Origin of the sequence: uncultured Flavobacterium sp. (assembly GCF_951805225.1) — a bacterium.
In the GTDB taxonomy this organism is placed as follows: Bacteria; Bacteroidota; Bacteroidia; order Flavobacteriales; family Flavobacteriaceae; genus Flavobacterium.
This window is the reverse complement of record NZ_OX638201.1, coordinates 5,436,083-5,461,758: the sequence shown is the minus strand read 5'-3', so window position 1 is coordinate 5,461,758 and position 25,676 is coordinate 5,436,083. Positions and strand designations below refer to the sequence as shown.

The following is a 25,676-nucleotide window of genomic DNA, read 5'->3' as shown; positions in this document are numbered from 1 at the left end:
ATCAAATTTAAATTCCAAATTTTAAATTCTAAAATCCAAAACACAAATTAAAAACGTTATGTTGATAATTTAATAAAATTGGAGTTTAGAATTTAGAAGATGGAATTTTTACTTTTAACATTAAAATTCAAAATATTATGGCAACAATTACTGCTGCAGACGTAAATAAATTAAGACAATCTACAGGTGCCGGAATGATGGACTGTAAAAAAGCTTTAGTTGAGGCTGACGGAGATTTCGATAAAGCTATTCAAGTCCTAAGAGAAAAAGGACAAAAAGTTGCTGCTAACCGTTCTGACCGTGAGTCTTCTGAAGGAGCGGCTGTTTCTTTTATCAATGCTGACAATACTAAAGGAGCTATCATCACTTTAAACTGCGAAACTGATTTCGTAGGTAAAAATGAAGCTTTCGTAACTTTGGCTAAAGAATTAGTAGAAAGAGCTATTAACTTCTCTAATAAAGAAGAATTCTTAGCTTCAGATTTCAACGGAATTACTGTTGCTGAAAAATTAATCGAGCAAACTGGAGTTATCGGAGAAAAAATCGAAATCGGTGGTTTTGAAATTTTAGAAGGTGCTTTCGTTGGATCTTATGTTCACGTTAACAAAATTGCTGCATTAACTGCAATTTCTGCTGCAATTCCTAACGCTGACGTTTTAACTAAAGATGTTTCTATGCAAGTTGCTTCTATGGGAGCTGATACATTATCTTACAAAGATTTTGATCCTGCTTTCGTTGAATCTGAACTTGCTGCTCGTATTGCTGTAATCGAAAAAGATAATGAAGAAGCAAAACGTTTAGGAAAAACTTTAAAAAATGTTCCTAAATATATTTCTTTCTCTCAATTAACTGAAGAAGTTTTAAAACAAGCTGAAGAAGATGCTAAAGCTGAATTAAAAGCTGAAGGTAAACCAGAGCAAATTTGGGACAAAATTATCCCAGGAAAAGTTCAACGTTTTATCTCTGACAACACTACTTTAGATCAAGAGAAAGCTTTGTTAGATCAAAACTTTATCAAAGACGATAGTAAAAAAGTTGGTGATTACGTAAAAGGATACAACGTTGAAATCACAGGTTTCAAAAGAGTTACTTTAGGTTAATATATTATTATTTCAATATAAAAAGCCCGAATATTTATTTATTCGGGCTTTTTTATTTTTACATTTTAATCTTAAATCTTTTCTATAATCGGAAAATTTCTCGCACGCATCAAAGCATCAGATTTTGGCGCTCTTCCTCTAAAATTTTCATATCCTTTTTCGTTATCAATCGTGTTTCCAACACTAAAAACAGTGTCATGTAATCTTTTTGCAATTACTTTATCATAAGGCCCGTTTGCTTCCGTAAAAGCCTCATAAGCATCTGCATTGATTACATCTGCCCATAAATAACTATAATAACCGGCCGCATAACCATCACTCGAAAAAATATGTGCAAATTGCGGAATACGATGACGCATTACAATCTCTGACGGCATATTTAACTTCTTTAAAGTTACTTTTTCAAATTCATCAGGATCAATAGTTTCAGTTGTCAAATGAAGCTCCATATCTACAAAAGAACTCGATATTGTTTCTACAGTTGCAAAACCTTCATTAAAATTCGCAGCCATTTCAATTTTCTCTACCATTGATTGTGGTAATGGCTCATTTGTTTTATAATGCAACGCAAACTTATTCAACACTTCCGGAGTTGCCAGCCAATGCTCAAAAATCTGTGAAGGAAATTCAACATAATCTCTCGCTACTGATGTTCCAGACAAACTAGGATACGTAACATTTGAACATAATCCATGAAGAGCATGACCGAATTCATGAAACAAAGTCGTAGCATCGTCCCAGGAAATCAAAACCGATTCGTTTGCATCGCCTTTTATAAAATTGCAATTATTAGAAACAATCGGAAGTGTGTTTTCTAACTTTTGCTGATCACGATAAGAACTCATCCACGCGCCTGAACGCTTTCCTGTTCTTGCATAAGGATCAAAATACCACAATCCAATTGTTTTCCCCAACACCTTATCACTAACTTCCCAAACACGCACATCTTCATGATATACCGGAACATTTGTAATTTGCTCAAAACCTAAACCAAATAATTCTCCCGCAACCCAAAACATTCCTTCACGTAAATTCTCAAGCTGCAAGTATTGCTTAATCTCATTTTGATCTAAACTATATTTCGCTTTTCTTACTTTCTCAGCATAATAACGATAATCCCACGGTTCAATTTTAAAATTACCGCCTTCAGCATCTACTATTTTCTGCATTTCAGCAACATCCTGATGCACTTTTTCAACAGCAGGTTTCCAAACGGATTCCATCAATTCTAAAGTTTTTGCAGGATCTTTTGCCATTTTATTCGATAAACTCCAATGTGCAAAAGAAGGAAAACCAAGTAACTTTGCTTTTTGACTTCGTAATTTCAAAATCGTAATAAGCGTATGCTTAGTATCATTTTCATTACCATTATCACCACGTTTTACAAAAATTTCAAAAGCTTTTTCTCGTAAATCCCTACGATCAGAAAAAGTTAAAAAAGGTTCTATCGAAGAACGGGTATTAACGATACATCCCAAAGCATCAAGCTTGCGGCTTTTTGCTTCAGCAATCGCTGCATTTTTTATTTCTAAAGGCAAACCATCAAAATCACCTTCAACTTTCAGTTCAATAAACTGATTATTTTCTTCCGCTAATAAATTTTGACTAAATCTTGTAAAAAGCGTTGCCAATTCCTGATTAATCTTCCCAACTTTCTCTTTATTTAAATCATCCAATTCAGCTCCTTCACGAACAAAATCAGTATAATACAACCAAATTAAACGTTGCTGTTCGCTGTTCAATTTCTCTTTTTCCTTCGAATTATATAAAGCCTCAATTCGAGAGAAAAGCTTTTTATTCTGATACATTTTATCATTTAAAGCAGACAGTTTTGGAGACATTTCTGTTTCTACAATTCCAAATTCAGACGTATAAATATTTGAACTATAAATTCCAAAAGCAGTATGAATTCGCGCAATCTTTTTCCCCGAATTCTCTAATGCAGCAATTGTATTCTCAAATGTTGGCGCCTCCAGATTATTTGCAATAGCATCAAATTCATTTAGATTTTCCTCAATTGCTATTTCAATTGCAGGTTTAAAATCTGCAACCTTATATTCGTTAAAAGCCGGAACTCCGCCATATGGACCATTCCATTTTTGAAGCAATGGATTATTAGCATTTATTTTTTCATCAACAGTTAATGAAGTCTCACTCATGATATAATTGATATTTATTTTGTGTTGTTAATTAAAAAAAGAAAAACAAGTTCTCCTTTACCCAAAAGTACCCAAAAAATTAGAAATCAAAATAAAGTTTAACAAACCATATTTATAAATCTCACAACACACAATTCGCAAACACATACTTCAACTTCAAAAGAAATAACTTAAATTTGAATTATCATTTATGCCAAAAATATGTTTAAAACCAGAAGAGAAATTGTCTTTGTAATTCTAGCAGGAATCTTTATCACCAATGCTGTTGTAGCCGAACTTATTGGGGGAAAACTAATCCAAATTGGACCATTTGTAATGAGTATCGGTATTTTACCCTGGCCAATTGTATTCCTTACAACAGATTTAATAAATGAATATTTTGGAGAAAAAGGAGTAAAAAAACTCTCTTTTATAACCGCTTGTTTAATTGCCTACGCTTTTTTAATATTATTTATGGCAATAGTTATTCCGGCTGCAAAAGGAATAAGCCCCGTAAATGACGAGCAATTTCAAGCCGTTTTTGGACAAAGTATGTGGATTATTGTCGGAAGTTTAATTGCTTTTATGGCTTCTCAATTAATTGACGTTTGGATATTTTGGTTTTTCAAAAGACGAACCGGAGAAAGAAAAATATGGCTTAGAACTACCGGATCAACAGTAATCTCACAATTATTTGATTCTTTTATAGTACTTGGAATTGCATTCTGGCTTCCTGGGAAAATCGATTTTGACACCTTTATTTCATCGGGTTTAACCGGATATATATTCAAACTTACCGTTGCCGTTGTATTAACCCCTGCGATTTATGCCGGACATCATTTGATAAAAAAATATTTAGAAAATGATCCTTCCCATAAAGACAATGAAAATCCTGTTGAATAATTAATACCAAACCATCTAACCTATAATAATGCCAAAACCAAACATGAAAAAACCAATTATTTTATTTTTATTCGCATTATTATCAGGACTGCTTTTCTCTTGCAATAGTGATAGCAGCGATAAAGAAACAAATACAGATCTATTAATCGGAAAATGGATTCCCACACAAACCGGAACAATAGTAGAAAGCGGGAAGGAATCTTTACAAGACATTCCTAATCCGGGAAAATGCGACACTGGTCTTTTTGAGTATTTGTCAGACGGAACTTTTACTAGTCTCAGATACGAATTTCAAGATAACAAATGCGTTTCTTATAACAAGAAAGGAACATGGTCTTTAAAAGACAAAACATTAAACGCTAATTTTGATGACGGACCAATTACACTTGAAATTCTGGAATTAAATAAATCAACATTAAAACTAAAGCAGTCGATGCAATTTGGCGAAATCCCAATAGTGCTTATATCCGTTTATAGCAGAAAATAACGTAACGTCTTTGCTTTTTCGATTTGAATTTTAGCTACATTTAAAATAAAAAAATGGAACAAATAAGATGCGGCTGGTGTTCAGCAAGCGATTTATACAAAAAATACCATGACGAAGAATGGGGCGTTCCGGTTTATGACGATCCAACTTTATTCGAATTTTTAATTCTGGAAACCTTTCAGGCAGGTTTAAGCTGGATCACAATTTTAAACAAAAGAGAAAATTTCAGAGCAGCTTTCGATCATTTCGATTATAAAAAAATAGCCAATTATTCCGAAGATAAAATTGAAGAATTATTACAAAATACCGGAATCATTCGCAATAAACTTAAAGTAAAATCAGCAGTTTCAAACGCTCAGGCTTTCATGAAAATTCAAGACGAATTTGGAAGTTTCTCTGATTATATCTGGAAATTCACCAACGGAAAACCCATCAATAACACCCCAAAATCCTTAAAAGATGTTCCGGCTACTACTCCACTTTCAGACGAAATCAGTAAAGATTTAAAAAAAAGAGGATTTAAATTTGTAGGTTCCACCGTGATTTACGCACACATGCAAGCCACCGGAATGGTCAACGATCACATCGAAGATTGCTGGAAAAGAAATAAATAGTTTTTTTGTTTCAGGTTTCAGGTTTCACGTTACTTAACCAACGTACCCTATCCGCAAAAATTACCGAACCAATACAACTTGAAACCTGAAACTTGAAACTTTTTTAAACAACAAAACAATTTTTACATATATTTGCTTCACACTTTAGGGGTGTCTACAACTTTGTAGGCTGAGATTTTACCCTCTGAACCTGATCTAGTTCATACTAGCGTAGGGAAAAGTAAGATGACTTCTGCGCGCATTTTTATGCGCAATTGTAGCCATTCCTAAAGTATAACTACATACTAAACTTAAAGGAATGGAACTAAAAATCAACCAACAAATCAAACAATTCAATGTTGAATCGCTAAGCGTTCAATCATTGCTCGATCTCGAAATTCCCAATAAACAAAACGGAATTGCTGTTGCCGTAAATAATACTGTCGTTCCAAAACTCAATTGGAACCAACATCTTATACAAGAAACCGACGAAATTTTAATTATTTCAGCAACACAAGGCGGATAATATGGCTGCTTAAACGGGCTATCCGTTTCAAGTCCGCAGTCGTCAACCAAAAAAATATAGTCTTAGCAAAGCTTCCGCTGGTCGCTTTCCACTTCTATCCCTAGCAGAAACGGTAACAAGAAATTTATCTTTCAAAAAACAAGATTAAAAACATACAACAGAAGACGCACTGCAGTGCGCCTCTACGGAAAAATAAACGTAAAAACACAATCAAGATCAACTTGAAACTTGAAACCTGAAACAAAAAAACTATGACTACAGAAGAACAAATTTCCAGAACTCCTTTTCCTAACTCCAAAAAAATATATGTAAACGGAGAAATTCACCCTATAAAAGTCGCTATGCGCGAAGTCATTTTAAGCGACACAAAACTTTCAAATGGAGGAATTGAGAAAAATCCGCCTGTGACTATTTACGACACTTCCGGAGCTTATACTGATCCAAACATCGAAATTGATATTCGAAAAGGATTACCTCGCTTACGCGAAAATTGGATATTAGAACGAAATGATGTCGAAATCCTAAACGAAATCACCTCTGATTACGGACAAACCCGATTGAAAGACGAAAGCCTAAATCATCTTCGTTTTGAATATTTACACCAACCAAAAAGAGCAAAAAAAGGCGCAAACGTAACACAATTATACTACGCAAAACAAGGCATCATAACTCCCGAAATGGAATATATTGCCATTCGTGAAAATCAGCGAATCGAGCTTTTGAACGAACAAACCAAAGCAATGCAATGTCAGCATTCCGGACATAGTTTTGGAGCTAATACTCCAAAAAGCAAAATAACACCCGAATTTGTTCGAAGCGAAGTAGCTTGCGGAAGAGCAATTATCCCTAACAACATCAATCATCCAGAGAGTGAACCTATGATTGTTGGGCGCAATTTCTTGGTAAAAATAAATGCCAATATCGGAAACAGCGCTGTAACATCAAGCATTGAGGAAGAAGTTGAAAAAGCAGTTTGGGCTTGCCGTTGGGGTGCTGATACTATCATGGATTTATCAACAGGAAAAAATATTCACGAAACCAGAGAATGGATTATTCGTAATTCACCGGTTCCAATTGGTACGGTTCCGATTTATCAGGCATTAGAAAAAGTAAAAGGAATTGCAGAAGATTTAACTTGGGAAGTTTTCCGCGATACTTTAATCGAGCAAGCAGAACAAGGAGTTTCGTATTTCACGATTCACGCCGGAGTTTTATTGCGTTACATTCATTTAACCGCAGATCGCGTTACCGGAATTGTTTCTCGTGGTGGATCAATCATGGCGAAATGGTGTTTATTCCATCATAAAGAAAACTTTTTATACACGCATTTCGAGGAAATCTGCGAAATCATGAAACAATATGATGTTGCATTTTCATTAGGCGATGGTTTACGTCCGGGTTCAATTGCTGATGCAAATGACGCCGCTCAATTTGCCGAATTAGAAACTTTGGGCGAGCTAACAAAAATCGCGTGGAAACACGATGTACAGGTTTTTATTGAAGGTCCGGGTCACGTGCCAATGCACATGATAAAAGAGAATATGGACAAACAATTAGAACATTGCAGCGAAGCTCCTTTTTATACTCTTGGCCCTTTAACAACTGATATTGCACCTGGTTACGATCATATCACATCAGCAATTGGAGCCGCGATGATTGGTTGGTATGGCTGCGCAATGTTGTGTTATGTAACGCCAAAAGAGCACCTTGGATTACCTAATAAAAAAGATGTAAAAGATGGTGTTATAACTTATAAAATTTCTGCTCATGCCGCTGATTTAGCCAAAGGTCATCCTGGAGCACAATATCGTGACAATGCCTTAAGTAAAGCACGTTTTGAATTCCGTTGGGAAGATCAGTTTAATTTATCATTAGATCCAGATACGGCAAGAGAATTTCACGATGAAACACTACCTGCTGACGGTGCAAAAGTGGCACATTTCTGTTCTATGTGCGGACCAAAATTCTGTTCTATGAAAATATCTCAGGAAATTCGTGATGTTGCAGCAGCCGAAAAAGGTATGCAGGAAAAATCCGAAGAGTTTATTGAGCAAGGGAAAGAGATTTATATCTAGTAAGAAAATAGAAGAAAGAACATAGAAGAAAGACTATGATTGTAATTACAAATCCTTCTGCTATTGCAAATGAAATCAGCTTAATTGATTCTTTATTTGAAGAAGGATTGTCTTTACTTCACATTCGGAAATCTGATTTTTCTGAGATTGAAATGACTCAATTTATTCATCAAATAAAACCTGAATATCGCTCAAAATTGGTATTACACAATCATCTTCAATTAGGAGAAGATTTGGGAATTAATAGAATTCATTTTTCTGAAAAGGACAGAAAAAATAGTTTTTTAATTAATCCGGATCAAAAAATATTTTCAACATCAACACATTCAATTGAAGATTTCAATGCATTGGAAAATTTTGATTACGCTTTTTTAAGTCCTGTTTTTACAAGTATTTCCAAGGAAGATTATCATCCGAAAGAAAACCTTTTTGAAGCATTAAAATCAAGAACAAATAACAAAACAAAAGTCATCGCTTTGGGCGGAATTGATTCTGAAAACATCAAAAAAACACTTGAAAACGGTTTTGATGATGTAGCAATTTTAGGAACCATTTGGAATCATGAAAACCCAATAAAACAATTCAAATTATGTCAGAAAATCGTCCTTTCGCACTCACTATAGCGGGTTTTGACCCAACTGGCGGCGCTGGTGTTTTGGCAGATATCAAGACATTTGAACAGCATCAGGTAACTGGTTTTGCGATTACAACTGCAAACACAATTCAGACTGAAAATGAGTTTTTTGACATTGAATGGACAAATATAAATTTTGTAATTCGTTCTATTGAAACGTTATTTCAAAATTATAAAATCAGTACGGTAAAAATTGGAATCGTACCTTCTTTACATTATTTAAACCGAATTCTTTCGACTATAAAATTAGTATCTCCAACTACTCAAATTGTTTGGGATCCTGTTTTAAAATCAACAACAGAATTTGAATTCATAAAAATTGAAGATCGATTAGACTTGAATAAAATTCTATCTAAAATCGAATTGATTACGCCAAATTATAATGAAATAGAAATTTTATTCCCTGGTTTTTTTTCAGAAAAACTTTGGTTACAGAATGAAATGCCAACTAACATTTTGCTAAAAGGAGGACATAATTCAGCTGAAATTGGGACTGATCGTTTGTTCTTGAAAAATGAAATTATTGATTTATTGCCTTCAGAAAAAAAATGCTTTGAAAAACATGGTTCCGGCTGTGTTTTATCATCAGCAATCGCCGCAAATCTGGCATTGAATCAAACTCCAGAAGAAGCTTGTAAAAATGCTAAAACCTACATAGAAAAATACCTGAGTTCAACTAACCATTTAATCGGATATCATTATGTACAATAAATTGCAATATATCTCACAAGGAAAAACAATCGAAGAACAATTGTATAATATCCATCACGCACTCGATGCCGGATGTGATTGGGTGCAAATGCGTTTCAAAGATCAAACTGCCAAAGACACTTTTGCTTTAGCGGAAGCGGTAAAATTTTTATGCGAAGAATATCTCGCCAATTTTATCGTAAACGACAACTTATATCTCGCCCAACAAATTGCGGCAGACGGAGTACATTTAGGTTTGACCGACATGAATATAGCTGAAGCAAGAGCAATTCTGGGAAATACAAAAATCATTGGAGGAACCGCAAATACTTTTGAAGATATTGAAAATCATGTAAAAAATGGCTGTGATTATATTGGTTTAGGCCCTTTTAGATTTACTGCTACAAAAGAAAAATTAAGTCCGATCTTAGGCTTATCGGGTTATTTTGAGATTCTTCAAAAAATGAAAAAAAACAAAATTTCAATTCCGGTTTATGCCATTGGCGGAATCAATTTAAAAGATATAAGTCCGTTAATGGAAACTGGAATTCACGGAATTGCCGTTTCCGGAATGATCACGGAAAGCGACGAAAAGAAAAAATTAATTCAACAATTAAACGAAAAGTTATATGCAAACGTCATTGTTTAACATTGGAGATAAAACCTTTAAATCTCGTTTGTTTTTAGGAACGGGAAAATTTGGTTCGAACCTGGAAATGGAAGAAGCTATTCTGGCATCTGAAAGCGAATTGGTTACCGTTGCCTTAAAACGTATCGATCTCGAGACAGAAACGGATGTTATTTTATCACATTTAAAACATCCAAACATCAACTTATTGCCTAATACTTCTGGCGCCAGAAATGCCAAAGAAGCTATTTTTGCGGCTCAATTAGCACGTGAAGCTTTAGAAACAAATTGGATAAAATTAGAGATTCATCCTGATCCAAAATACTTAATGCCGGATCCAATCGAAACTTTAAAAGCAACTGAAGAACTTGCTAAACTTGGCTTCTTCGTTTTGCCTTATATTCATGCTGATCCCGTTTTGTGCAAGCATTTAGAAAGCGCAGGAACAACAGCCGTTATGCCTTTAGGTTCTCCAATTGGCAGTAATAAAGGATTGAAAACTATTGATTTCTTAGAAATTATTATCGAACAAAGTAATGTTCCTGTAATTGTTGATGCCGGAATTGGCGCTCCATCAGATGCAGCAAAAGCAATGGAAATTGGTGCCGATGCTGTTTTAGTAAATACCGCAATTGCCGTTGCCGGAAATCCAAAACTAATGGCTGAAGCTTTTAAAGAAGCTGTTATTGCAGGTCGAAAAGCATTCGAAGCTAAAATCGCAAACCAACAAAATTATGCCGTGGCTTCTAGTCCTTTGACGTCTTTTCTTTATGAGATTTAACCGCAAAGTTCGCAAGGTTTTTTCTCAAAGTTCACTAAGCTTTGCGAACTTTTAGACAAGCATAAAGAACACAAAGCTTAGCGAACTTTGCGTAAATCTTAGCGTACTCTGCGGTAAAAAAATACTCGCAGTTAAAACACAATCCAATGAAAACATTTAAATCAGTTTTTAAACAATATAACTGGGATTCCATTCAATCTAAAATATACCAAACCTCATCAAAAGATGTCGAACGCTCTTTGTCTAAAACCAAACGAAATCTTGAGGACTTTTTGATTTTGATTTCTCCTGCTGCACAAAATTATTTGGAGCAAATGGCGCAACAATGTCATGAAATCACCAAAAAACGTTTTGGAAAAACCATACAAATGTATGCTCCGCTTTATTTAAGCAATGAATGCCAGAACATTTGTACCTATTGTGGTTTTAGTTTAGACAATAAAATCAAACGAAAAACACTTTCTGATGCCGAAATTAAACTTGAAGTCGAAGCATTAAAAAACACTGGTTTTGATCATGTTTTATTAGTAACCGGCGAAGCAAATTATACTGTAAATATTAATTATTTCCTGAACGCAATTACTTTAATTCGAAAACAATTTTCGATTATTTCCGTTGAAGTTCAACCGCTTCCTACCGAAGATTATGAACGTTTGCATGAAGCCGGAGTATATTCCGTTTTGGTATATCAGGAAACTTATCATCAGGAAGTCTATAAAAAATACCATACAAAGGGTAAAAAATCAAATTTCGATTATAGATTAGAAACTCCGGATAGAATAGGAACCGCCGGAATTCATAAAATTGGCTTAGGCGTTTTGTTAGGTTTAGAAGATTGGAGAACAGATAGTTTTTTCAATGCTTTACATCTCGACTATCTTCAGAAAAAATATTGGCAGACTAAATATTCCGTTTCATTTCCGAGATTACGTCCTGCGGAAGGCATTATTGAGCCCAATTTTATTATGGATGATAAAGATTTGACTCAACTTATTTGTGCTTATCGTTTATGGAATGAAGATCTCGAAATCTCAATTTCGACTCGTGAAAATGAGAAATTCAGAAACAACATTATTCCAATTGGCGTTACAAGTATGAGCGCGGGATCTAAAACAAATCCCGGTGGTTATGTCGTTGATCCGCAATCATTGGAACAATTTGAAATTAGCGATGAACGTTCCGCTAAAGAAATTGCTGAAATTATAAAAAACTCAGGTTACGAACCCGTTTGGAAAGATTGGGACAAAATATATAGTCATAAAGTGGAAAGTCTTAAAGTCTAAAGTAAAATGCTTTTTACTTCAATTCCAGCTTTCAATTTCGACTTTTGACCTTCGACTTTACAACTTTAAGACTTAAATTAAATGAGCATTATACAAGAATTCCTTCGTTATAACAGACAAACTATATTACCTGAAATTGGTGACGAAGGACAGGAAAAACTAAAAAAAGCAAAAGTTTTAGTTATTGGCGCCGGAGGTTTGGGATGTCCAATTTTACAATATATTGCGACGGCTGGTGTCGGTTTTATTGGAATAATGGATTTTGATACAATCGAAATTCATAATCTGCATAGACAAATTTTATATACCGAAAATGAAATTGGTCAAAGCAAATCACTTGTTGCAAAAGACGTTGTTTCAAAACTAAATCCTTTAATTGAAGTTAAAGCCATAAACGAAAAACTGACATCAAAAAATGCAAGTGAAATTATTCAGCAATATGATATTATAGTTGATGGTTCTGACAATTTTGCAACACGTTATTTGGTAAATGATACTTGCGTTGCTTTACAAAAACCATTAGTTTACGGAAGTATTTTAAAATTTGAAGGTCAGGTTGCGGTTTTCAACCATAATGGAAGTAAAAATCTACGTGATCTATTTCCTGAAATGCCTGATCCAAAAGATGTTCCGAATTGTAATTTGAATGGAGTTTTAGGGACTTTGCCCGGAATTATTGGTACAATGATGGCACACGAAACCTTAAAATTAATTCTGGAATTACCTACTTTAAAAAATGAATTAGTACTTTTTAATACGATAAACTGGAGCTTTACAAAACTGAATTTCTAAAATACGATTTCATCTCCAACGCTAATAATCCCTGAATTTAAACTCACAATATTAGTCCCGAATAAAACAGAATTATTTACTACTCGATATTTACTTAAGGTTTTAAGAGGTTCTTTTTTTAACTTACCATTGTCCGGATCATTATTTACCATGATGCATCTTCCGCAGGGTTTTACGTTTTTAAAATCAACTTCTCCAATTTTAAAAGTATCAAAATCATCTTCTTCATGAGGTATTTCACTACTTATGACAATATTTGGACGAAATCTCAAAACTGTGATTTTATCTGTTAGTTTTTCATTTAGAAAATCTAAACTTTGACTGCCTATCATTAAATACGGATAGCCATCGGCAAGACTCACATTGAAAGTTTCTTTTAACCTTGAACTTTCATGTTTACGATCTCCGCTTTTGATTATTTTCACCAATTTACATTCAAAACCTAAGTGTTCGCTGAACCATTTAGAAGTTGTTTGATTCACTTCTATAACTTCACTTTTATCATCCCAAACGTTAACTTTTATTGAATCTTCTAAATGTTCATCAATAGAGAATTCATGTTTTTGATCCTGAAAAGTAATACTTATTTTTCCATCTGAAATTTGCGGATAAAACTGACTCATAATACGATGTTCTCTTTGCGTTAGCATTTGATTATCTGCATCAATCAACATCCATCTGCGATCATTTTCGAATCCCATTTCTTCGGCGAAAGCATTTTTACAACTAATTCCGGCTAAGCTTTTTATCGGATAGATATAGATTTCTTTTACAACATGAACTGCACTCATTTTTATTTACTTTTTAAAATAGACATAAATTCATCACGATCAATTTCGCGACAGCCTAAACTCTCCAAATGCGAATTATAAACCTGACAATCTAAAAGTTTGTAATTCTTTTTTTCTAAATAATTAACCAAAGCGATAAAAGCTACTTTTGATGCATTTGATACTTTTGAAAACATACTTTCGCCACAAAAAACGTGTCCTAAATCAATCCCATACAAACCTCCAACTAAAACCTCATCTTGCCAAACTTCAATAGATTTTGCAATTCCTTTTTCGTTCAATTTGCAATAAGCTTCAATCATTTCGTCCGAAATCCATGTTCCGTTTTGACCCTCGCGTTCTATTTTTTGGCAATTCAACATCACATCTTTAAAACTTGCATTAAGAGTAACTTTAAACTGATTTCTATTCAATACATTTCTCATGCTTTTGGAGATAATTAATTCATCCAAAAACAAAACCATTCTGGGATCCGGTGCCCACCAAAGTATAGGTTCGCCTTCATTAAACCAAGGAAAAATTCCGCTTTTGTAAGCCAACTCTAATCTTTCCGGATTTAAATCGCCGCCAACTGCCAGAATTCCTTCTTCGTCAGCTTCTGAAACCGGAGGAAAAAATAGTTCTTCAAATATATAATGCATCTTTTAAATAAAATTCCAATTTTTAAATTCTAAATTCCAAACTTAGAGAGAATCTTTGTCAAAGTTTTGAACTTTGACAAAGATCAACACGCTAGTTTTATCCATGATCTTGTCATTTCGACGAAGGAGAAATCTCCGTAAGAAACTCCGCAACGAAAACCCAATCTTTGTCGAGCTTCTCGCGAAGATTTCTCCTCCGTCGAAATGACAAAAATTACAAATAAAAACAAAATTCCAAACCCCAATTACATATTTATGAATTGGAATTTGGAATTTATAACTTTAAAATTTACTTCTTAGAAAGGTAAATCGTCTGGTTCGTCTTCGTTTAAATTAGTTGCCGGAGCAAAAGCTTCTGCTGCAGGCATTGGAGCCGTTTGTCCAGGACCTTCTGGCGCTAATCTTTCGATTCTCCAACCTTGAATACTATTGAAATATCTGGTTTCTCCTTGTGGATTAACCCATTCTCTTCCTCTTAAATTGATAGAAACTTTTACTGCCTCTCCTTGTTTGTAGCTACTTAATAAATCGCATTTATCTTGTGTAAATTCGATCAAAATATGCTGTGGATACTGCTCATCTGTGGTAACAACCAACTCTCTTTTTTTGAATGCAGCACTAACTTGTTGCTCTGGGTTAACCACTTTTACTTTTCCTGTAACTTCCATCTTCTTCTATATTAATTATTGTTTCTTTTCTTATTTCTTTGCTAAAAGCACTTTCCAAGCCGATGAAATATCATCTTTATTCAGGTATTTTTTAGCTTCTAAATGTATTTTTTCCTGATCATCCGAGCTTAAAACCCCTTTCACTGAAAAATTTTCTTTCACAAATATACTAACTTCTTCCGTCGTAGGCAAGGCTTCTATATTGCCTAATTTTCCAAGATCATTTCCGTCAAATACGGCGCTTTCCTTGATATAATTAGGAATCACATCTACGCCTACTCCTAAAGTTGTAAGCGGTTTTGGCACTTCAAAAAGTCCTTGATTTGACCTTGAATACCAATTACTTCCCAATCTTGAAACCAAATCTATTTTATGCTGATCGATCGCTCCGTTTTCGTCTAAAATAGCTTCATGAATATGCATTTTAACCACTTCACAAAGAATCAAATTTCCTGCGCCGCCTTCTGTTCCCAATGGAATTATCTGCGTGATTTTGCATTCAAACTGCACCGGAGACTCTTTCACGCGATATGGTTTTACCAAATCTGACGGTATTTGCGTTAATCCTGCTTTTATAAATTCGTTTACACCTTCAGCATATTCAGTGCTGGCTAATGATGTTTGTTGCACCAAATCATAATTGACTACATTAATTACTACCTCACGAGTTGCTTCGGCATTAATCAAAGTGTGTTTTACGGTATTATCGCGTACACGACGTGCCGGAGAAAAAACCAAAATTGGAGGATTGGCACTGAACACATTAAAGAAACTAAAAGGCGACAAATTCGGGATTCCTTTTGTACTAATTGTACTTGCAAATGCAATTGGTCTGGGTCCGACAGCACTTTGTAAATAACCATGCAATTTTGCCGTTGTAACTTCTTTTGGATCGATGCTAATCATAGAATTTCACTTTTTAACCGAATCTCGTTTCGGCAACTACAAAAGTAGAGAAATCGTTTATCCCAAAGAAATACTTTTGGACATAAAAGCAAAAAAAATCTTTAAAGAATCATAAAATATTAAATGTGTTTATTTCGTTATATTTATACCTCAAAAAATAATTTATGCTTTTTTCCGAAAGAAGAAATACAACCCGTTGGATCATTGTTTCTATTTCCTTTTTAATCATTTCTTTGATTCTTTGGAATACTTATACTTTTTTCCAAATTTTCAAAAATGAGGAGCGTCTTAAAATGAATCTTTGGGCAAATGCTCAAAAAACATTAGTTAATGCGAATGAAAATACTGATTTAGATCTTCCTTTAGATATTTTGAACAACAATACCACTGTTCCGGTTATGTTGACGATGTATGATAAAGTTATTAGTTCTGTAAATGTTCCCGAAGAAATTCTGGCTGACGATAATAAATCAATGGCTTATTTGAAAAATTTAAAAAGCGAAAATGAACCTATTTTTATTGATTTTGCTCCCGGAAGACGTCAGGAAGTATATTATGGAAATTCGGCATTGCTAAACAAACTCAAATACTACCCGATTGCTTTATTATTGATTATCTTTTTGTTTGGCGCTTTGATTTATAATTTCTACCGAAGCACTAAAATGGCTACTCAAAACAAGCTTTGGGCAGGAATGGCAAAGGAAACTGCACACCAAATCGGGACACCTTTATCTTCGTTAATAGGTTGGGTTGAAATCTTAAAAACAGAGGAAATTGACCAATCGATCACATCAGAAATAGAAAAAGATATTGACCGATTGCAAACAATTACGGATCGTTTTTCTAAAATTGGATCTGTTCCTGTTTTAGAAGAACATGATATTATCGCAGAAACCCTGCGTACTTATAAATATTTGCAATCTCGTTTTTCTAAACAGGTTGCATTTTCTTATTATGCTCCCGAAGAACCTATTTTGACGATGCTTAACCCAACTTTGTATAGTTGGACTATCGAAAACTTAGTAAAAAATGCAATCGATGCCATGAAAGGCAAAGGAACGCTAGATCTTCAGATTGAACAGGACGCACATCATGTAAAAATAAATGTGAAAGATTCCGGAACGGGAATTTCTAAAAATCAATTCAAAACTATTTTCGAACCTGGTTTTACCACCAAAAAACGCGGTTGGGGATTGGGACTTTCACTTACCAAAAGAATAGTCGAAGAATATCATCGTGGAAAAATAAAGGTTTTACATTCTGAAATTGGAAAGGGAACTACATTTCAGATTTCACTAAATAAAAAAGTGTAGTAAAATTTACTTTACTACACTTTGTTTTTTCAGGTTGAACGAAGTCGAAACCTTTTATACTTTACAAATTTGCCGCAATACTTTTGGCCAAAGCTTCAAATTCTTCTTTAGAAAGTTTTACTTTATTATGAAAACGCATTTCATCCATTTCGTTTAATGGAATCAAGTGAACGTGAGCGTGTGGAACTTCTAAACCAACAACTGCCATTCCTACTCTTTTGCATGGAACCGTTTTCTCTAAAGCAATTGCTACTTTCTTAGAAAATTTCATTAATCCCAAATACAATTCATCGTCCATCTCAAAAATCTTATCGATTTCTTGTTTTGGAATACAAAGCGTATGTCCTTTAGCATTTGGATTTACATCTAAAAAAGCCAAATAATTATCGTCTTCAGTAATTTTATATGCAGGAATTTCTCCGTTTACTATTTTGGTAAATATTGACATCGTTTATTCGTTTATTTGTTCATTCGTTAAATCGGTTAAACAAATAAACGATTAACCAATTAAACACTTTATAATTAGTCTCTTGTAATTTCTAATATTTCAAATTTCAAAACTCCGTTTGGCACAGTGATTTCTGCAACTTCACCAACTGATTTTCCAAGTAAACCTTTTCCAATAGGAGAAGTTACTGAGATTTTTCCAGTTTTCAAGTCCGCTTCACTTTCTGCAACAAGCGTATATTTCATTTCCATTCCGTTGCCTTGATTCTTAATTTTTACATTAGAAAGAACCAATGCTTTTGAAACATCTAATTGTGATTCGTCAATTAATCTTGCGTTAGAATATACTTCTTCCAATTTAGAAATTCTCATTTCCAACAATCCTTGTGCTTCTTTTGCTGCATCATACTCGGCGTTTTCAGATAAATCACCTTTGTCTCTTGCTTCTGCTATATCTTGAGATGCCTTAGGACGCATTACACTTTTTAAATGCTCCAACTCATCTTTCAACTTTTTTAATCCTTCTGCGGTATAATAAGATACTTTACTCATAACTTCATCGTTTATATAAATACAAAAAATCCCATCGGAACGGGATTTTGTATTACAAATATACTATTATTTTTAATAGTACATAATTATATGTTAATCATATAAATTTCAAACCTAAATAATTTATTTTTGTTTCACTAATTCTTATTAAAATAATGAAAAAAATCTGTCTTATAATCGTCCTTGTTTCTGTATTCTTCTCTTGTAGTGATAATAACAAAAGCAATAAAAACCCTAATATCCCTAATTATAATGTTAATTTAACAATAGATATGAATCTTCCGTCTTACTCCAATCTTAAATTTGCGAGTAATGCCGTTATCGTTCCTAACTATGGAGCAAAAGGAATTATTGTTTTTAATACCGGAAGCGGCTATAATGCATTTGACGCAGCATGCCCTAATCAAGTCATAACTGCTTGTACTGCGATGACAATTAATGGTATTAATGCTGTTTGTTCCTGCGATAAATCTTCTTACAGTTTATTTACCGGACTTGGAGGCAAAGAATATCCTTTGAAACAATATAGAGTTGAAGTTTCCGGAACTGTAATTCACGTTTACAACTAAAATAAAAAAGCCTGAAAGTTTTAAATTTTCAGGCTTTTTTATTTTTAGAAATCCTTTAGAATTTCAAAGTCAATCCCGCAAGGAAATTAATTCCTGCCTGAGGATAATAATACGGATAAATATCCCACATTGCTCCGTTTGAAACATATTTCTTATCCAGAATATTATTTACCAAACCTGTAATCATAATTGATTTAAAGATCGATTTAGGTTTAATTTCATAAGAAACATTCAAATCGTTTACAAAATAATCGGCCAATTTTGCTGCCGGTAATTCGATATTGTTCATGTATTGTTCTCCAACATATTTTTGTAATAACGAAATATGCAAACTTTGAATTGGGCTATAAACAATGATATTCCCAGCAATAACATTTGGTGAATAAGCAATATCTGTTGTTCCGTAATATTGTCCTTCAACCGCTAAATCAACATTTTTATTGCTGCTTAAAGTAAAGTTTGGTCTAAGAATAAATTTCTCCGAAAGTTTGATTGTCGCATCTACTTCAAAACCTAAACGGTAACTTTTTTCGGTATTTGCACGAATTGGCGCTCCAACATCATCTAATCTACCGGTTAAAATCAATTGATCTTTATAGGCCATATAATAGAAATTAGAATTCAATTGAAATTTCTCTGAATTGAATCTCCAACCCAATTCAAAATCATTTAATTTTTCCGGTTTTGCATTTCCACCTTCGTAATCTGTTCTGTTTGGTTCACGATTTGCTCTTGCATAAGAGAAATAAAGCGTGTTTTTTTGATTGATTTCGTAGTTCAATCCTGCTTTTGGGTTAAAGAAATTGAAGTTATCATCAACTACTCCCGTTTCTTTCGAATTGGCTTTATACTTTACATTTCTGTATTGCAAATCGCCATAGAAACTTAATTTCTCCGTAAATTGATAATTTGCTTTCGCGAAAATATTCCCATCTGTTTTTGTTGAGAAATCATCATAATAATGATCTCCTAATTCTGACGGACCAGAGTTTCTCGCCCAAATTACTTTACCATAATGATCTCCTTCATATTTATTCCAGCCTCCGCCAATAATAACATCTAACTTTTCTTCTTTGTATTTTGCTGAAAAAGTTGTTCCGTAAAAATCATTATCCAACCATTTCTGACGAATTAAATCAGTTCCCGGAACTAATTCTCCTAAGTCATTTTCAACCATTTTAGTCGGATTAATTGGTCCATATCCTTCAATAGGTTCATTATATTTATAATTTTCATAATACCCCAATCCTTTAGTATAATGAACAGCTAAGTTGCTGCTCCATTTATCAGACCATGATTCACTCCAATGCAATTGATAATGATTTTGATTATAATTATCCGTTTCGTTGTCATAGAAACGAACATTTCCTGCTTCATCTTTATATTTTCCTGCAGAATTATAAGTTCGGTCTGAATTTAATGTCTCAGCATCAATTCCGTTCCAGGATTGGTATGTTTTTTCAGTTCCACCAAAAACTAACGCTTTGATTAAAGTTGTTTTTCCAACATAAGTTCCCTGAAGAAAATACGATTTAAGATCTGAACTACCACGATCTATATAACCATCAGATTTAATTGTAGACAAACGTCCGGCAAGTTCAAAATGATCGTTTAATAAACCTGTACTGAATTTTACAGTATTTTTATTGGAATTAAAACTTCCGTAAGAACTCGAAATTTCTCCGGTTGGTTTTGAAGCATAGCTATCTGTAAGCATGTTTAAACTCGCTCCAAAAGCTCCTGAACCATTCGTAGAAGTTCCCACGCCGCGTTGTAATTGTAAACTTTCTACAGACGAAGCAAAATCAGGCATGTTAACCCAAAAAGTTCCCTGACTTTCAGCATCATTATAAGGAATTCCGTTGATGGTTACGTTTACTCTTGTAGCATCGCTTCCGCGGACTCTGATTCCGGTGTAACCTATTCCGCCTCCTGCATCAGAAGTTGTAACTACAGATGGCAAATAATTCATTAAAACTGGAATATCTTGTCCTAAGTTTCTAAATTTTATTTCTTTTTTATCCATGTTACTAAATGTAACCGGAGTTTTTGTGGTAACACGAACTGCCGAAACTAATACATCGTCAAGCTTGTTAACTTTGGTAGAATCTTGTTCTTGTGCGAAAGAGAATTGTGTAAATAAAATAGAAGAAAGAAGAAAGAAAATAGACTTTTGAGTCAGCTTTGAACCTTTGTGTCTTTGTACCTTTGTACCTTTGAAAGTACCTTTAAAAATAGTTTTCATTCGTAAAGAATTACGAATAAAAGGGGGAATTATTCTTTGTTAAAATTAATAAATGTTTCACGACAAAATATAGTATGCACGATAAACTTGTCGTTTTTCCCTTAGCAACATTACTCGCTCAGGTTCTTTGGGTATGATCTCAGCTCGTTATTTAGAGCACCCCTTTGAGACAGTGCAAATGTAGTGTTAAAAATTACAAAAATCAATGGCAATTGCAAAAATCAAATTTTGGAAATTTTAAATAAAAAAAAACCAAATTCCAACTGAAGCTTCAATTGGAATTTGGTTTTTATAAATTGGAATTTTATTCTAAATCTGGTTTTCTGCGCGATTGCTTTCTTTCAGAAATATTCTTTTTGTCTTTGATTCGTTTTTTAATAACAGATTTCGGAATCTTAGTTGCTTTACGAACTTTAGGAACAAACAATCCTTTTTTGATGATTTCTAAAAAACGTTTTACAACAATATCTTTATTTTTAAGTTGACTTCTGTCTTCATCACAATTTAAAATCAGAATATTTTCAGTTGTTAAACGAGACGAAATATTAGTTAATAAAAGTAATTTCTCTTCTTCAGACAAAGCTTGTGAAGCATTCAAATCAAAAGTCAAAACTACTTTCGATGATACTTTATTCACGTTTTGCCCGCCTGCGCCACTACTTCTAACAGCTTTAAAAGTTAACTCTGATATGATTTTTTCGATATCCATTTATTGTGGCTGATGAGCTGGTTTTAATAAATCGTTTACGGTTTTTACCGGATTAAATGTAATTAATGGAACTGCTACAAAAATAGTTAACCAATTCGCCATTGCTCCATTCCATAATCCTGGCAATTCATAGCTTTTTACTAATTTTCCGTCAACACTTTTTTCGACAATAAAACCTGCTTTTGGATCTACAAATTTTAGCAAATCAAACTTTTCGTTCTTATAATTTTTGATTCCGCAAACTAAATCAACCGGATTAAAATGAGTTGCTGCAGCCAGAATTTCCTGTTGCTTTTTATTCGTTAAATCTACTTGCGAAGTTTCTACAATTTGCAATGAAATTGATCCTTTATCATTCATTACCCAGAATGGTCCTCCTCCAGGTTCTCCTTCATTTTTTACCATTCCACAAACGCGAATTGGCCTGTCTAACAAATCTTTAATTTTATTGACTTTATTTTCAAAAGTAAATTTATTAAAATCATTCCCTAATTCGATGTTTAACTTCTTCGATAAAAAGGCAACGATTTCTTCAAGATTACTTTCTTTGATTTCTTGCTTTTCTATTTTATCTAAATAATCAAAAACTTTTTGCTGTACTTTGATCAAAACACCCGCTAAAGCTTTTTTATATAAAGCAATTTTATCAATATGATTTTGAATTACATTATCGATATTTTTTACAAAGATAACATCAGCATCAAGTTCATTTAAATTTTCAATTAATGCTCCGTGTCCTCCTGGTCTAAAAATTAAATTGTTGTTTTTATCCCTAACAAATTCATTTTGATCATTTACCGTAATTGAATCAGTACTTTTATTTTGATAAGAATAACTAATATTAATTTCAATTCCGGAATCTTTCTCTACTTTTTCCTTGAGAACTTTAACTTCATTTTCAAACAAATTCTGATGTGCTTCTGAAACTGTAAAATGCAAATTCGAAACCTCATTAGATGAAGCATAATACACGCATTCATTCAAATGTTCCTCGATTGGATTTGCAATATGTGTTTTATATTGATGAAATGGTAATACCGCTTTTGGTTTATTTGCAAAATCAAAATAATCAGAAGACAATAATGTTTTTATGAAATAGTAATTTTTATAATCTCTATCTAATACTTCAAAATCAGGATAAATTTCTCTAAGTTTTTTATCCAGAGCTTCAAAAAAAGGAAACTTATCCATTGCAACAATAAAAATAGACAAATCACTGTCTTTTTTTCTATTGATATAAGCATTTATAGTTTCTCTTGTAATGTCAAAATCATTCAAAAAAGCACTTAAAAACTTAAACATTCTACTTGCCGCACCCGAAGCTGGAACAAATTTCTTTAATTTTAAGTTTTCTTTTTTCAAATCAAAAAAAGCAGCTTTTTCTTTAAACTCATCTTCTGATAAACCTAGAATTCCGTTTTTAATTTTAGCCGGACTAATTAAGTTACTTTTTAGAATTCCGTTTTTAAAAATCTTCAATTGCTGTAAAATCTTCTCAAAAGGAATTTCATGATTGTATATCTGAACAAAATCATCAGACGAAACGCCATGTTGTTTTGCAACCGATAAATCATCTACAATCGCAATGGCTTTTGCCAAACGACTTTCTTTATTTCCGGAAAGTGTTATAAAAGGCTTTTTAGCATCAATTAAGGATTGTTTGAACACTGAAAAAACAGTTTCCCTGCCATCTGCAGTATCTCTAATATCGTCTTTTTCCCAAGGAACATCGATATCGGTAAGAAAAAACAAATCGTATTCATGCTCTAATGCAGCTTCGTTTAAAAGCGGATCACAGAAACCATAATACATTTCAGAAAAGACTTTGGTAACCATTAAATTAGTATCAGAAAACAAATACTTTTTTGCTGATGCAAGTTTTTCATTTTCTAATGCAACTTGTCCGTATGCGATAGGCAACATATCATCTGCAACACAAATATGTTGATTCTCTTCCCATTTTTCCTGCAAATAGTCACGTGCAAATTCAGGAACCCATTCGGTTTCATAATATTCTGCAAGTTGTTTTGCTAATGTAGTTTTTCCTGTACTTTCAGGTCCAAATAAAGCAATTTTTATGATAGCTGTTTTTTGCTGTCTAAGATTTTTCTCCATTCTAAATAAGCTGAAATAGCCAAAATTGTAAAAATTAAATACTGTAATGACAACATCCCTAAGCCACGATAAGCATAAAGAGGCACTACAATAATGTCGCCAATGATCCAAAGTGTCCAGTTTTCGATCTTTTTCCTGGCCATGTACCACATTCCTGCAAAAAATATTCCTGACGAAATCATATCGACATAATTATCTTTTTTGATTTCGTAATCGAAGTATTTGTAAATCCCGAAAACTACGAAAATAGTTACAAAGAAAAGTAATATTCCGATGATTTTTTCATTAAAATTCGTTCTTGTAATCGGTAAATTATCCTCAGTTGTTCCGCCTTTTGCCCATACATACCAACCATAAATACTCATAATTGAGAAATATCCATTGATAATCATATCTCCAATATAACCTGCAATATATAAGAGATATACGGAGATTACTGTGGCGATTAAACCTGTAGGATATACCCAGATATTTTCTTTTTTAGCAAACCAAACGCTTAAAATTCCACAAACAAAAACCAAAAATTCTAAAGCAATGTGCCACAATGGAGCATTTTTATAACTATCTAGAAAAAAATCAATCATTTTGGGTTTGTTTTGGTCGTTTCTGGTGTTTATTTTGATTCAAAAAAATGGCTGTCGTTTTCAAAAGCAGTTCCAATAACTACTAAATCTGCACCAGCGTTGTACGCATTTTGAATTCCGTGCAAATCTACAATTCCTCCTCCAACAATTACAGGAATTTTAATGTTTTGCGTAATTAACTCTATCATTTTCAGCGGAACTGCATTCTTTGCTCCGCTTCCCGCTTCCAAATAGATTAATTTATTTCCTAACATTTCGCCAGCTTGTGCAGTTGCCAAAGCCAAATCGAAGTTTTCTCTATTTAATGGTTTCGTTTTACTTACACGTGCAACGGCGGTTTCATTTCCGCTTTCGATTAAAATGTAACCTGTCGAAATTACTTCAAGGTTTGTTTTTTTAAGAATTGGCGCTGCCTGAACCTGATATTCTATTAGATAATCCGGATTACGTCCAGACAATAAAGACAAGAACAAAATAGCATCGGCCTGAGGTGAAATCTGCGACGGATTTCCCGGAAATATCACAACGGGCAGATTTGTGTTTTGTTTTAATTGTGCAATTAAATCTTCTAAAATTGTGGATTCAACAATGCTTCCTCCAACAAAAATATGTGTTGCAGGAGATTGATTTATCTTCTGTAATAAATGTTCTAAATTTTCCCAAACAATTTTATCGGGATCCAAAAGTATGGCCAATAATTTTTGTCCATCTCTTTTAGCTTCTAAAATTTGCTGATGTATATTGAGTAATTTCTTCTGCATAATCGGCGTAAAAGTAAAAGTTTTTTAATGTAGTAGAACTATTTTGAATAATTATATTTGTGTTATGTGTTTTGATAACCAAGAAATAAAATTATGATTGCAATTGATTTATTGGAAAAATATGGCGCGCTGAAGAAATTTTTCGCTAAAAGCGAAACTATTTTTGAAGAAGGCAATCTTCCAACGCATTATTATCAAATTATTTCCGGTGAAGTAAAAATGAGTAATTATAATGATGACGCCCGCGAGTTTATTCAGGGAATCTTTTATAAAGAACAATCTTTTGGCGAACCGCCTTTGTTCTTAAATCAAAAATATCCTGCAAATGCTATTGCGGTTGAAGATTCTGAAGTTCTTCTTCTTCCTAAAAATAGTTTCATGAAATTATTGGAAGAAAACTCGGCGATTAGCCTCAAAATAATCGAAAATTTAGCACAGCGATTGTATTATAAATCGGTTATGGCAGCCGAAATGTCTACACAAGAACCTGAACATCGTGTCTTGAAATTAATTGATCACGGAATTGCTTATTTTAATTTTAAGAAAGACGAAAATGGTTACCTCATCAGTTTTACGAGACAGCAAATTGGCGATTTGACTGGTTTACGTGTCGAAACCGTGATTAGAACTATAAAAGCTTTGGAGAAAAAAGGCGTTTTGAAGATTATAAACAGGAAAGTATACCGATAAAAAAGTTCTTGTTTTATGATTTTAGTCATAAAATGAAGTTGTATTGTGAATGTAC

27 protein-coding genes and 1 riboswitch are annotated in these 25,676 nt (G+C 33.4%); of the genes, 15 read left to right on the top strand and 12 right to left on the bottom strand.

Annotated features, from left to right (window positions below; genetic code table 11):
- Positions 1 to 137: 137 nt before the first annotated feature.
- A complete protein-coding gene (gene tsf, locus WN975_RS22770) occupies positions 138 to 1,100 on the top strand; it encodes a translation elongation factor Ts (protein ID WP_083693452.1) in 963 nt (320 codons plus the stop codon).
- 71 nt (positions 1,101 to 1,171) lie between these two features.
- Here tsf and WN975_RS22765 read toward each other — a convergent pair whose 3' ends face one another.
- Positions 1,172 to 3,259: a M3 family metallopeptidase gene (locus WN975_RS22765; RefSeq protein ID WP_337968479.1), complete on the bottom strand. Its 2,088-nt coding sequence runs from the start codon at positions 3,257 to 3,259 to the stop codon at positions 1,172 to 1,174.
- Between the two features lie 201 nt (positions 3,260 to 3,460).
- Between WN975_RS22765 and WN975_RS22760 the strand changes: the two genes are divergently transcribed.
- The 11 genes from WN975_RS22760 (at position 3,461) to WN975_RS22710 (ending at position 12,630) form a co-directional block, all read left to right on the top strand.
- Entirely contained in the window at positions 3,461 to 4,141 is a 681-nt protein-coding gene (locus WN975_RS22760) for a queuosine precursor transporter (RefSeq protein ID WP_337968478.1), read from the top strand.
- 43 nt (positions 4,142 to 4,184) lie between these two features.
- On the top strand, positions 4,185 to 4,628 hold the full coding sequence (locus WN975_RS22755) for a lipocalin family protein (RefSeq protein ID WP_337968477.1): 444 nt from the start codon (positions 4,185 to 4,187) through the stop codon (positions 4,626 to 4,628).
- Positions 4,629 to 4,681: 53 nt separating this feature from the next.
- Positions 4,682 to 5,242: a DNA-3-methyladenine glycosylase I gene (locus tag WN975_RS22750; RefSeq protein ID WP_337968476.1), complete on the top strand. Its 561-nt coding sequence runs from the start codon at positions 4,682 to 4,684 to the stop codon at positions 5,240 to 5,242.
- A 136-nt stretch (positions 5,243 to 5,378) separates the two neighbouring features.
- A riboswitch (TPP riboswitch) is annotated at positions 5,379 to 5,476 on the top strand.
- A 64-nt stretch (positions 5,477 to 5,540) separates the two neighbouring features.
- Positions 5,541 to 5,747, top strand: coding sequence for a sulfur carrier protein ThiS (gene thiS / locus WN975_RS22745; RefSeq protein WP_337968475.1), 207 nt, complete (start codon positions 5,541 to 5,543; stop codon positions 5,745 to 5,747).
- 251 nt (positions 5,748 to 5,998) lie between these two features.
- Entirely contained in the window at positions 5,999 to 7,822 is a 1,824-nt protein-coding gene (gene thiC / locus WN975_RS22740; protein WP_099710710.1) for a phosphomethylpyrimidine synthase ThiC, read from the top strand.
- Positions 7,823 to 7,857: 35 nt separating this feature from the next.
- Positions 7,858 to 8,445 (top strand): thiamine phosphate synthase, encoded by a 588-nt coding sequence (locus WN975_RS22735; protein WP_337968474.1) that lies wholly within the window; start codon positions 7,858 to 7,860, stop codon positions 8,443 to 8,445.
- Positions 8,412 to 9,167 carry a hydroxymethylpyrimidine/phosphomethylpyrimidine kinase gene (locus WN975_RS22730; protein ID WP_337968473.1) on the top strand — a complete coding sequence of 252 codons (756 nt, stop codon included), beginning with the start codon at positions 8,412 to 8,414 and terminating at the stop codon, positions 9,165 to 9,167. Before WN975_RS22735 ends, WN975_RS22730 begins: the two co-directional genes overlap by 34 nt.
- Entirely contained in the window at positions 9,157 to 9,795 is a 639-nt protein-coding gene (locus WN975_RS22725) for a thiamine phosphate synthase (protein ID WP_337968472.1), read from the top strand. Before WN975_RS22730 ends, WN975_RS22725 begins: the two co-directional genes overlap by 11 nt.
- On the top strand, positions 9,776 to 10,555 hold the full coding sequence (locus WN975_RS22720) for a thiazole synthase (protein ID WP_337968471.1): 780 nt from the start codon (positions 9,776 to 9,778) through the stop codon (positions 10,553 to 10,555). The genes WN975_RS22725 and WN975_RS22720 overlap by 20 nt, the downstream gene beginning before the upstream one ends.
- Positions 10,556 to 10,701: 146 nt before the next feature.
- Positions 10,702 to 11,838: a 2-iminoacetate synthase ThiH gene (gene thiH / locus WN975_RS22715; protein ID WP_337968470.1), complete on the top strand. Its 1,137-nt coding sequence runs from the start codon at positions 10,702 to 10,704 to the stop codon at positions 11,836 to 11,838.
- Positions 11,839 to 11,919: 81 nt separating this feature from the next.
- Positions 11,920 to 12,630 carry a HesA/MoeB/ThiF family protein gene (locus tag WN975_RS22710; protein ID WP_337968469.1) on the top strand — a complete coding sequence of 237 codons (711 nt, stop codon included), beginning with the start codon at positions 11,920 to 11,922 and terminating at the stop codon, positions 12,628 to 12,630.
- Here WN975_RS22710 and WN975_RS22705 read toward each other — a convergent pair.
- From WN975_RS22705 to WN975_RS22690, 4 genes are all read right to left on the bottom strand, one after another.
- The gene (locus WN975_RS22705; RefSeq protein WP_337968468.1) at positions 12,627 to 13,421 is read right to left on the bottom strand and encodes an MOSC domain-containing protein; all 795 of its coding nucleotides are present in this window, start codon (positions 13,419 to 13,421) and stop codon (positions 12,627 to 12,629) included. The two genes, WN975_RS22710 and WN975_RS22705, sit on opposite strands and share 4 nt — an antisense overlap.
- Positions 13,422 to 13,423: 2 nt before the next feature.
- Entirely contained in the window at positions 13,424 to 14,062 is a 639-nt protein-coding gene (aat, locus tag WN975_RS22700) for a leucyl/phenylalanyl-tRNA--protein transferase (protein WP_337968467.1), read from the bottom strand.
- 296 nt (positions 14,063 to 14,358) lie between these two features.
- The gene (locus tag WN975_RS22695) at positions 14,359 to 14,730 is read right to left on the bottom strand and encodes a DUF3127 domain-containing protein (protein WP_041516416.1); all 372 of its coding nucleotides are present in this window, start codon (positions 14,728 to 14,730) and stop codon (positions 14,359 to 14,361) included.
- Between the two features lie 30 nt (positions 14,731 to 14,760).
- Positions 14,761 to 15,636, bottom strand: coding sequence for a flavin reductase family protein (locus WN975_RS22690; RefSeq protein WP_337968466.1), 876 nt, complete (start codon positions 15,634 to 15,636; stop codon positions 14,761 to 14,763).
- A gap of 164 nt (positions 15,637 to 15,800) precedes the next feature.
- Between WN975_RS22690 and WN975_RS22685 the strand changes: the two genes are divergently transcribed.
- Positions 15,801 to 16,949, top strand: coding sequence for a HAMP domain-containing sensor histidine kinase (locus tag WN975_RS22685; protein WP_337968465.1), 1,149 nt, complete (start codon positions 15,801 to 15,803; stop codon positions 16,947 to 16,949).
- A 61-nt stretch (positions 16,950 to 17,010) separates the two neighbouring features.
- Here the strand turns inward: WN975_RS22685 and WN975_RS22680 are convergent, their stop codons facing one another.
- Positions 17,011 to 17,397 carry an HIT family protein gene (locus WN975_RS22680; RefSeq protein WP_121326923.1) on the bottom strand — a complete coding sequence of 129 codons (387 nt, stop codon included), beginning with the start codon at positions 17,395 to 17,397 and terminating at the stop codon, positions 17,011 to 17,013.
- A 74-nt stretch (positions 17,398 to 17,471) separates the two neighbouring features.
- On the bottom strand, positions 17,472 to 17,948 hold the full coding sequence (greA, locus tag WN975_RS22675) for a transcription elongation factor GreA (RefSeq protein ID WP_065448058.1): 477 nt from the start codon (positions 17,946 to 17,948) through the stop codon (positions 17,472 to 17,474).
- Positions 17,949 to 18,103: 155 nt separating this feature from the next.
- On the opposite strand from greA, the gene WN975_RS22670 reads away from it, so the two are divergent.
- Positions 18,104 to 18,517: a hypothetical protein gene (locus WN975_RS22670; protein WP_337968464.1), complete on the top strand. Its 414-nt coding sequence runs from the start codon at positions 18,104 to 18,106 to the stop codon at positions 18,515 to 18,517.
- Positions 18,518 to 18,572: 55 nt separating this feature from the next.
- Here the strand turns inward: WN975_RS22670 and WN975_RS22665 are convergent, their stop codons facing one another.
- From WN975_RS22665 to WN975_RS22645, 5 genes are all read right to left on the bottom strand, one after another.
- Positions 18,573 to 20,762: a TonB-dependent receptor gene (locus tag WN975_RS22665; protein WP_337968463.1), complete on the bottom strand. Its 2,190-nt coding sequence runs from the start codon at positions 20,760 to 20,762 to the stop codon at positions 18,573 to 18,575.
- A gap of 304 nt (positions 20,763 to 21,066) precedes the next feature.
- Complete coding sequence (arfB, locus tag WN975_RS22660; RefSeq protein ID WP_337968462.1) at positions 21,067 to 21,471, bottom strand: alternative ribosome rescue aminoacyl-tRNA hydrolase ArfB; 405 nt, start codon at positions 21,469 to 21,471, stop codon at positions 21,067 to 21,069.
- On the bottom strand, positions 21,472 to 23,586 hold the full coding sequence (locus tag WN975_RS22655) for a DUF4301 family protein (protein WP_337968461.1): 2,115 nt from the start codon (positions 23,584 to 23,586) through the stop codon (positions 21,472 to 21,474).
- A complete protein-coding gene (gene pnuC / locus WN975_RS22650) occupies positions 23,547 to 24,170 on the bottom strand; it encodes a nicotinamide riboside transporter PnuC (protein ID WP_337968460.1) in 624 nt (207 codons plus the stop codon). The genes WN975_RS22655 and pnuC overlap by 40 nt, the downstream gene beginning before the upstream one ends.
- Positions 24,171 to 24,199: 29 nt before the next feature.
- A complete protein-coding gene (locus WN975_RS22645; protein ID WP_337968459.1) occupies positions 24,200 to 24,931 on the bottom strand; it encodes a geranylgeranylglyceryl/heptaprenylglyceryl phosphate synthase in 732 nt (243 codons plus the stop codon).
- A 93-nt stretch (positions 24,932 to 25,024) separates the two neighbouring features.
- On the opposite strand from WN975_RS22645, the gene WN975_RS22640 reads away from it, so the two are divergent.
- The gene (locus WN975_RS22640; RefSeq protein WP_337968458.1) at positions 25,025 to 25,621 is read left to right on the top strand and encodes a Crp/Fnr family transcriptional regulator; all 597 of its coding nucleotides are present in this window, start codon (positions 25,025 to 25,027) and stop codon (positions 25,619 to 25,621) included.
- Positions 25,622 to 25,676 lie beyond the last annotated feature (55 nt).

Excerpts from the sequence above, each read along its gene's own strand:
- WN975_RS22720 (WP_337968471.1), top strand. The coding sequence starts at position 9,776 with ATGCAAACGTCATTGTTTAACATTGGAGATAAAACCTTTAAATCTCGT.
- WN975_RS22695 (WP_041516416.1), bottom strand. The coding sequence starts at position 14,730 with ATGGAAGTTACAGGAAAAGTAAAAGTGGTTAACCCAGAGCAACAAGTT.
- WN975_RS22640 (WP_337968458.1), top strand. The coding sequence starts at position 25,025 with ATGATTGCAATTGATTTATTGGAAAAATATGGCGCGCTGAAGAAATTT.
- WN975_RS22705 (WP_337968468.1), bottom strand. The coding sequence starts at position 13,421 with ATGAGTGCAGTTCATGTTGTAAAAGAAATCTATATCTATCCGATAAAA.
- thiH (WP_337968470.1), top strand. The coding sequence starts at position 10,702 with ATGAAAACATTTAAATCAGTTTTTAAACAATATAACTGGGATTCCATT.
- WN975_RS22750 (WP_337968476.1), top strand. The coding sequence starts at position 4,682 with ATGGAACAAATAAGATGCGGCTGGTGTTCAGCAAGCGATTTATACAAA.
- WN975_RS22710 (WP_337968469.1), top strand. The coding sequence starts at position 11,920 with ATGAGCATTATACAAGAATTCCTTCGTTATAACAGACAAACTATATTA.
- WN975_RS22645 (WP_337968459.1), bottom strand. The coding sequence starts at position 24,931 with ATGCAGAAGAAATTACTCAATATACATCAGCAAATTTTAGAAGCTAAA.
- WN975_RS22690 (WP_337968466.1), bottom strand. The coding sequence starts at position 15,636 with ATGATTAGCATCGATCCAAAAGAAGTTACAACGGCAAAATTGCATGGT.
- pnuC (WP_337968460.1), bottom strand. The coding sequence starts at position 24,170 with ATGATTGATTTTTTTCTAGATAGTTATAAAAATGCTCCATTGTGGCAC.
- tsf (WP_083693452.1), top strand. The coding sequence starts at position 138 with ATGGCAACAATTACTGCTGCAGACGTAAATAAATTAAGACAATCTACA.
- greA (WP_065448058.1), bottom strand. The coding sequence starts at position 17,948 with ATGAGTAAAGTATCTTATTATACCGCAGAAGGATTAAAAAAGTTGAAA.
- WN975_RS22670 (WP_337968464.1), top strand. The coding sequence starts at position 18,104 with ATGAAAAAAATCTGTCTTATAATCGTCCTTGTTTCTGTATTCTTCTCT.
- thiS (WP_337968475.1), top strand. The coding sequence starts at position 5,541 with ATGGAACTAAAAATCAACCAACAAATCAAACAATTCAATGTTGAATCG.
- aat (WP_337968467.1), bottom strand. The coding sequence starts at position 14,062 with ATGCATTATATATTTGAAGAACTATTTTTTCCTCCGGTTTCAGAAGCT.
- WN975_RS22680 (WP_121326923.1), bottom strand. The coding sequence starts at position 17,397 with ATGTCAATATTTACCAAAATAGTAAACGGAGAAATTCCTGCATATAAA.
- WN975_RS22735 (WP_337968474.1), top strand. The coding sequence starts at position 7,858 with ATGATTGTAATTACAAATCCTTCTGCTATTGCAAATGAAATCAGCTTA.
- WN975_RS22655 (WP_337968461.1), bottom strand. The coding sequence starts at position 23,586 with ATGGAGAAAAATCTTAGACAGCAAAAAACAGCTATCATAAAAATTGCT.
- thiC (WP_099710710.1), top strand. The coding sequence starts at position 5,999 with ATGACTACAGAAGAACAAATTTCCAGAACTCCTTTTCCTAACTCCAAA.
- WN975_RS22755 (WP_337968477.1), top strand. The coding sequence starts at position 4,185 with ATGAAAAAACCAATTATTTTATTTTTATTCGCATTATTATCAGGACTG.
- WN975_RS22765 (WP_337968479.1), bottom strand. The coding sequence starts at position 3,259 with ATGAGTGAGACTTCATTAACTGTTGATGAAAAAATAAATGCTAATAAT.
- WN975_RS22760 (WP_337968478.1), top strand. The coding sequence starts at position 3,461 with ATGTTTAAAACCAGAAGAGAAATTGTCTTTGTAATTCTAGCAGGAATC.
- arfB (WP_337968462.1), bottom strand. The coding sequence starts at position 21,471 with ATGGATATCGAAAAAATCATATCAGAGTTAACTTTTAAAGCTGTTAGA.
- WN975_RS22665 (WP_337968463.1), bottom strand. The coding sequence starts at position 20,762 with ATGAAAACTATTTTTAAAGGTACTTTCAAAGGTACAAAGGTACAAAGA.
- WN975_RS22730 (WP_337968473.1), top strand. The coding sequence starts at position 8,412 with ATGTCAGAAAATCGTCCTTTCGCACTCACTATAGCGGGTTTTGACCCA.
- WN975_RS22685 (WP_337968465.1), top strand. The coding sequence starts at position 15,801 with ATGCTTTTTTCCGAAAGAAGAAATACAACCCGTTGGATCATTGTTTCT.
- WN975_RS22725 (WP_337968472.1), top strand. The coding sequence starts at position 9,157 with ATGTACAATAAATTGCAATATATCTCACAAGGAAAAACAATCGAAGAA.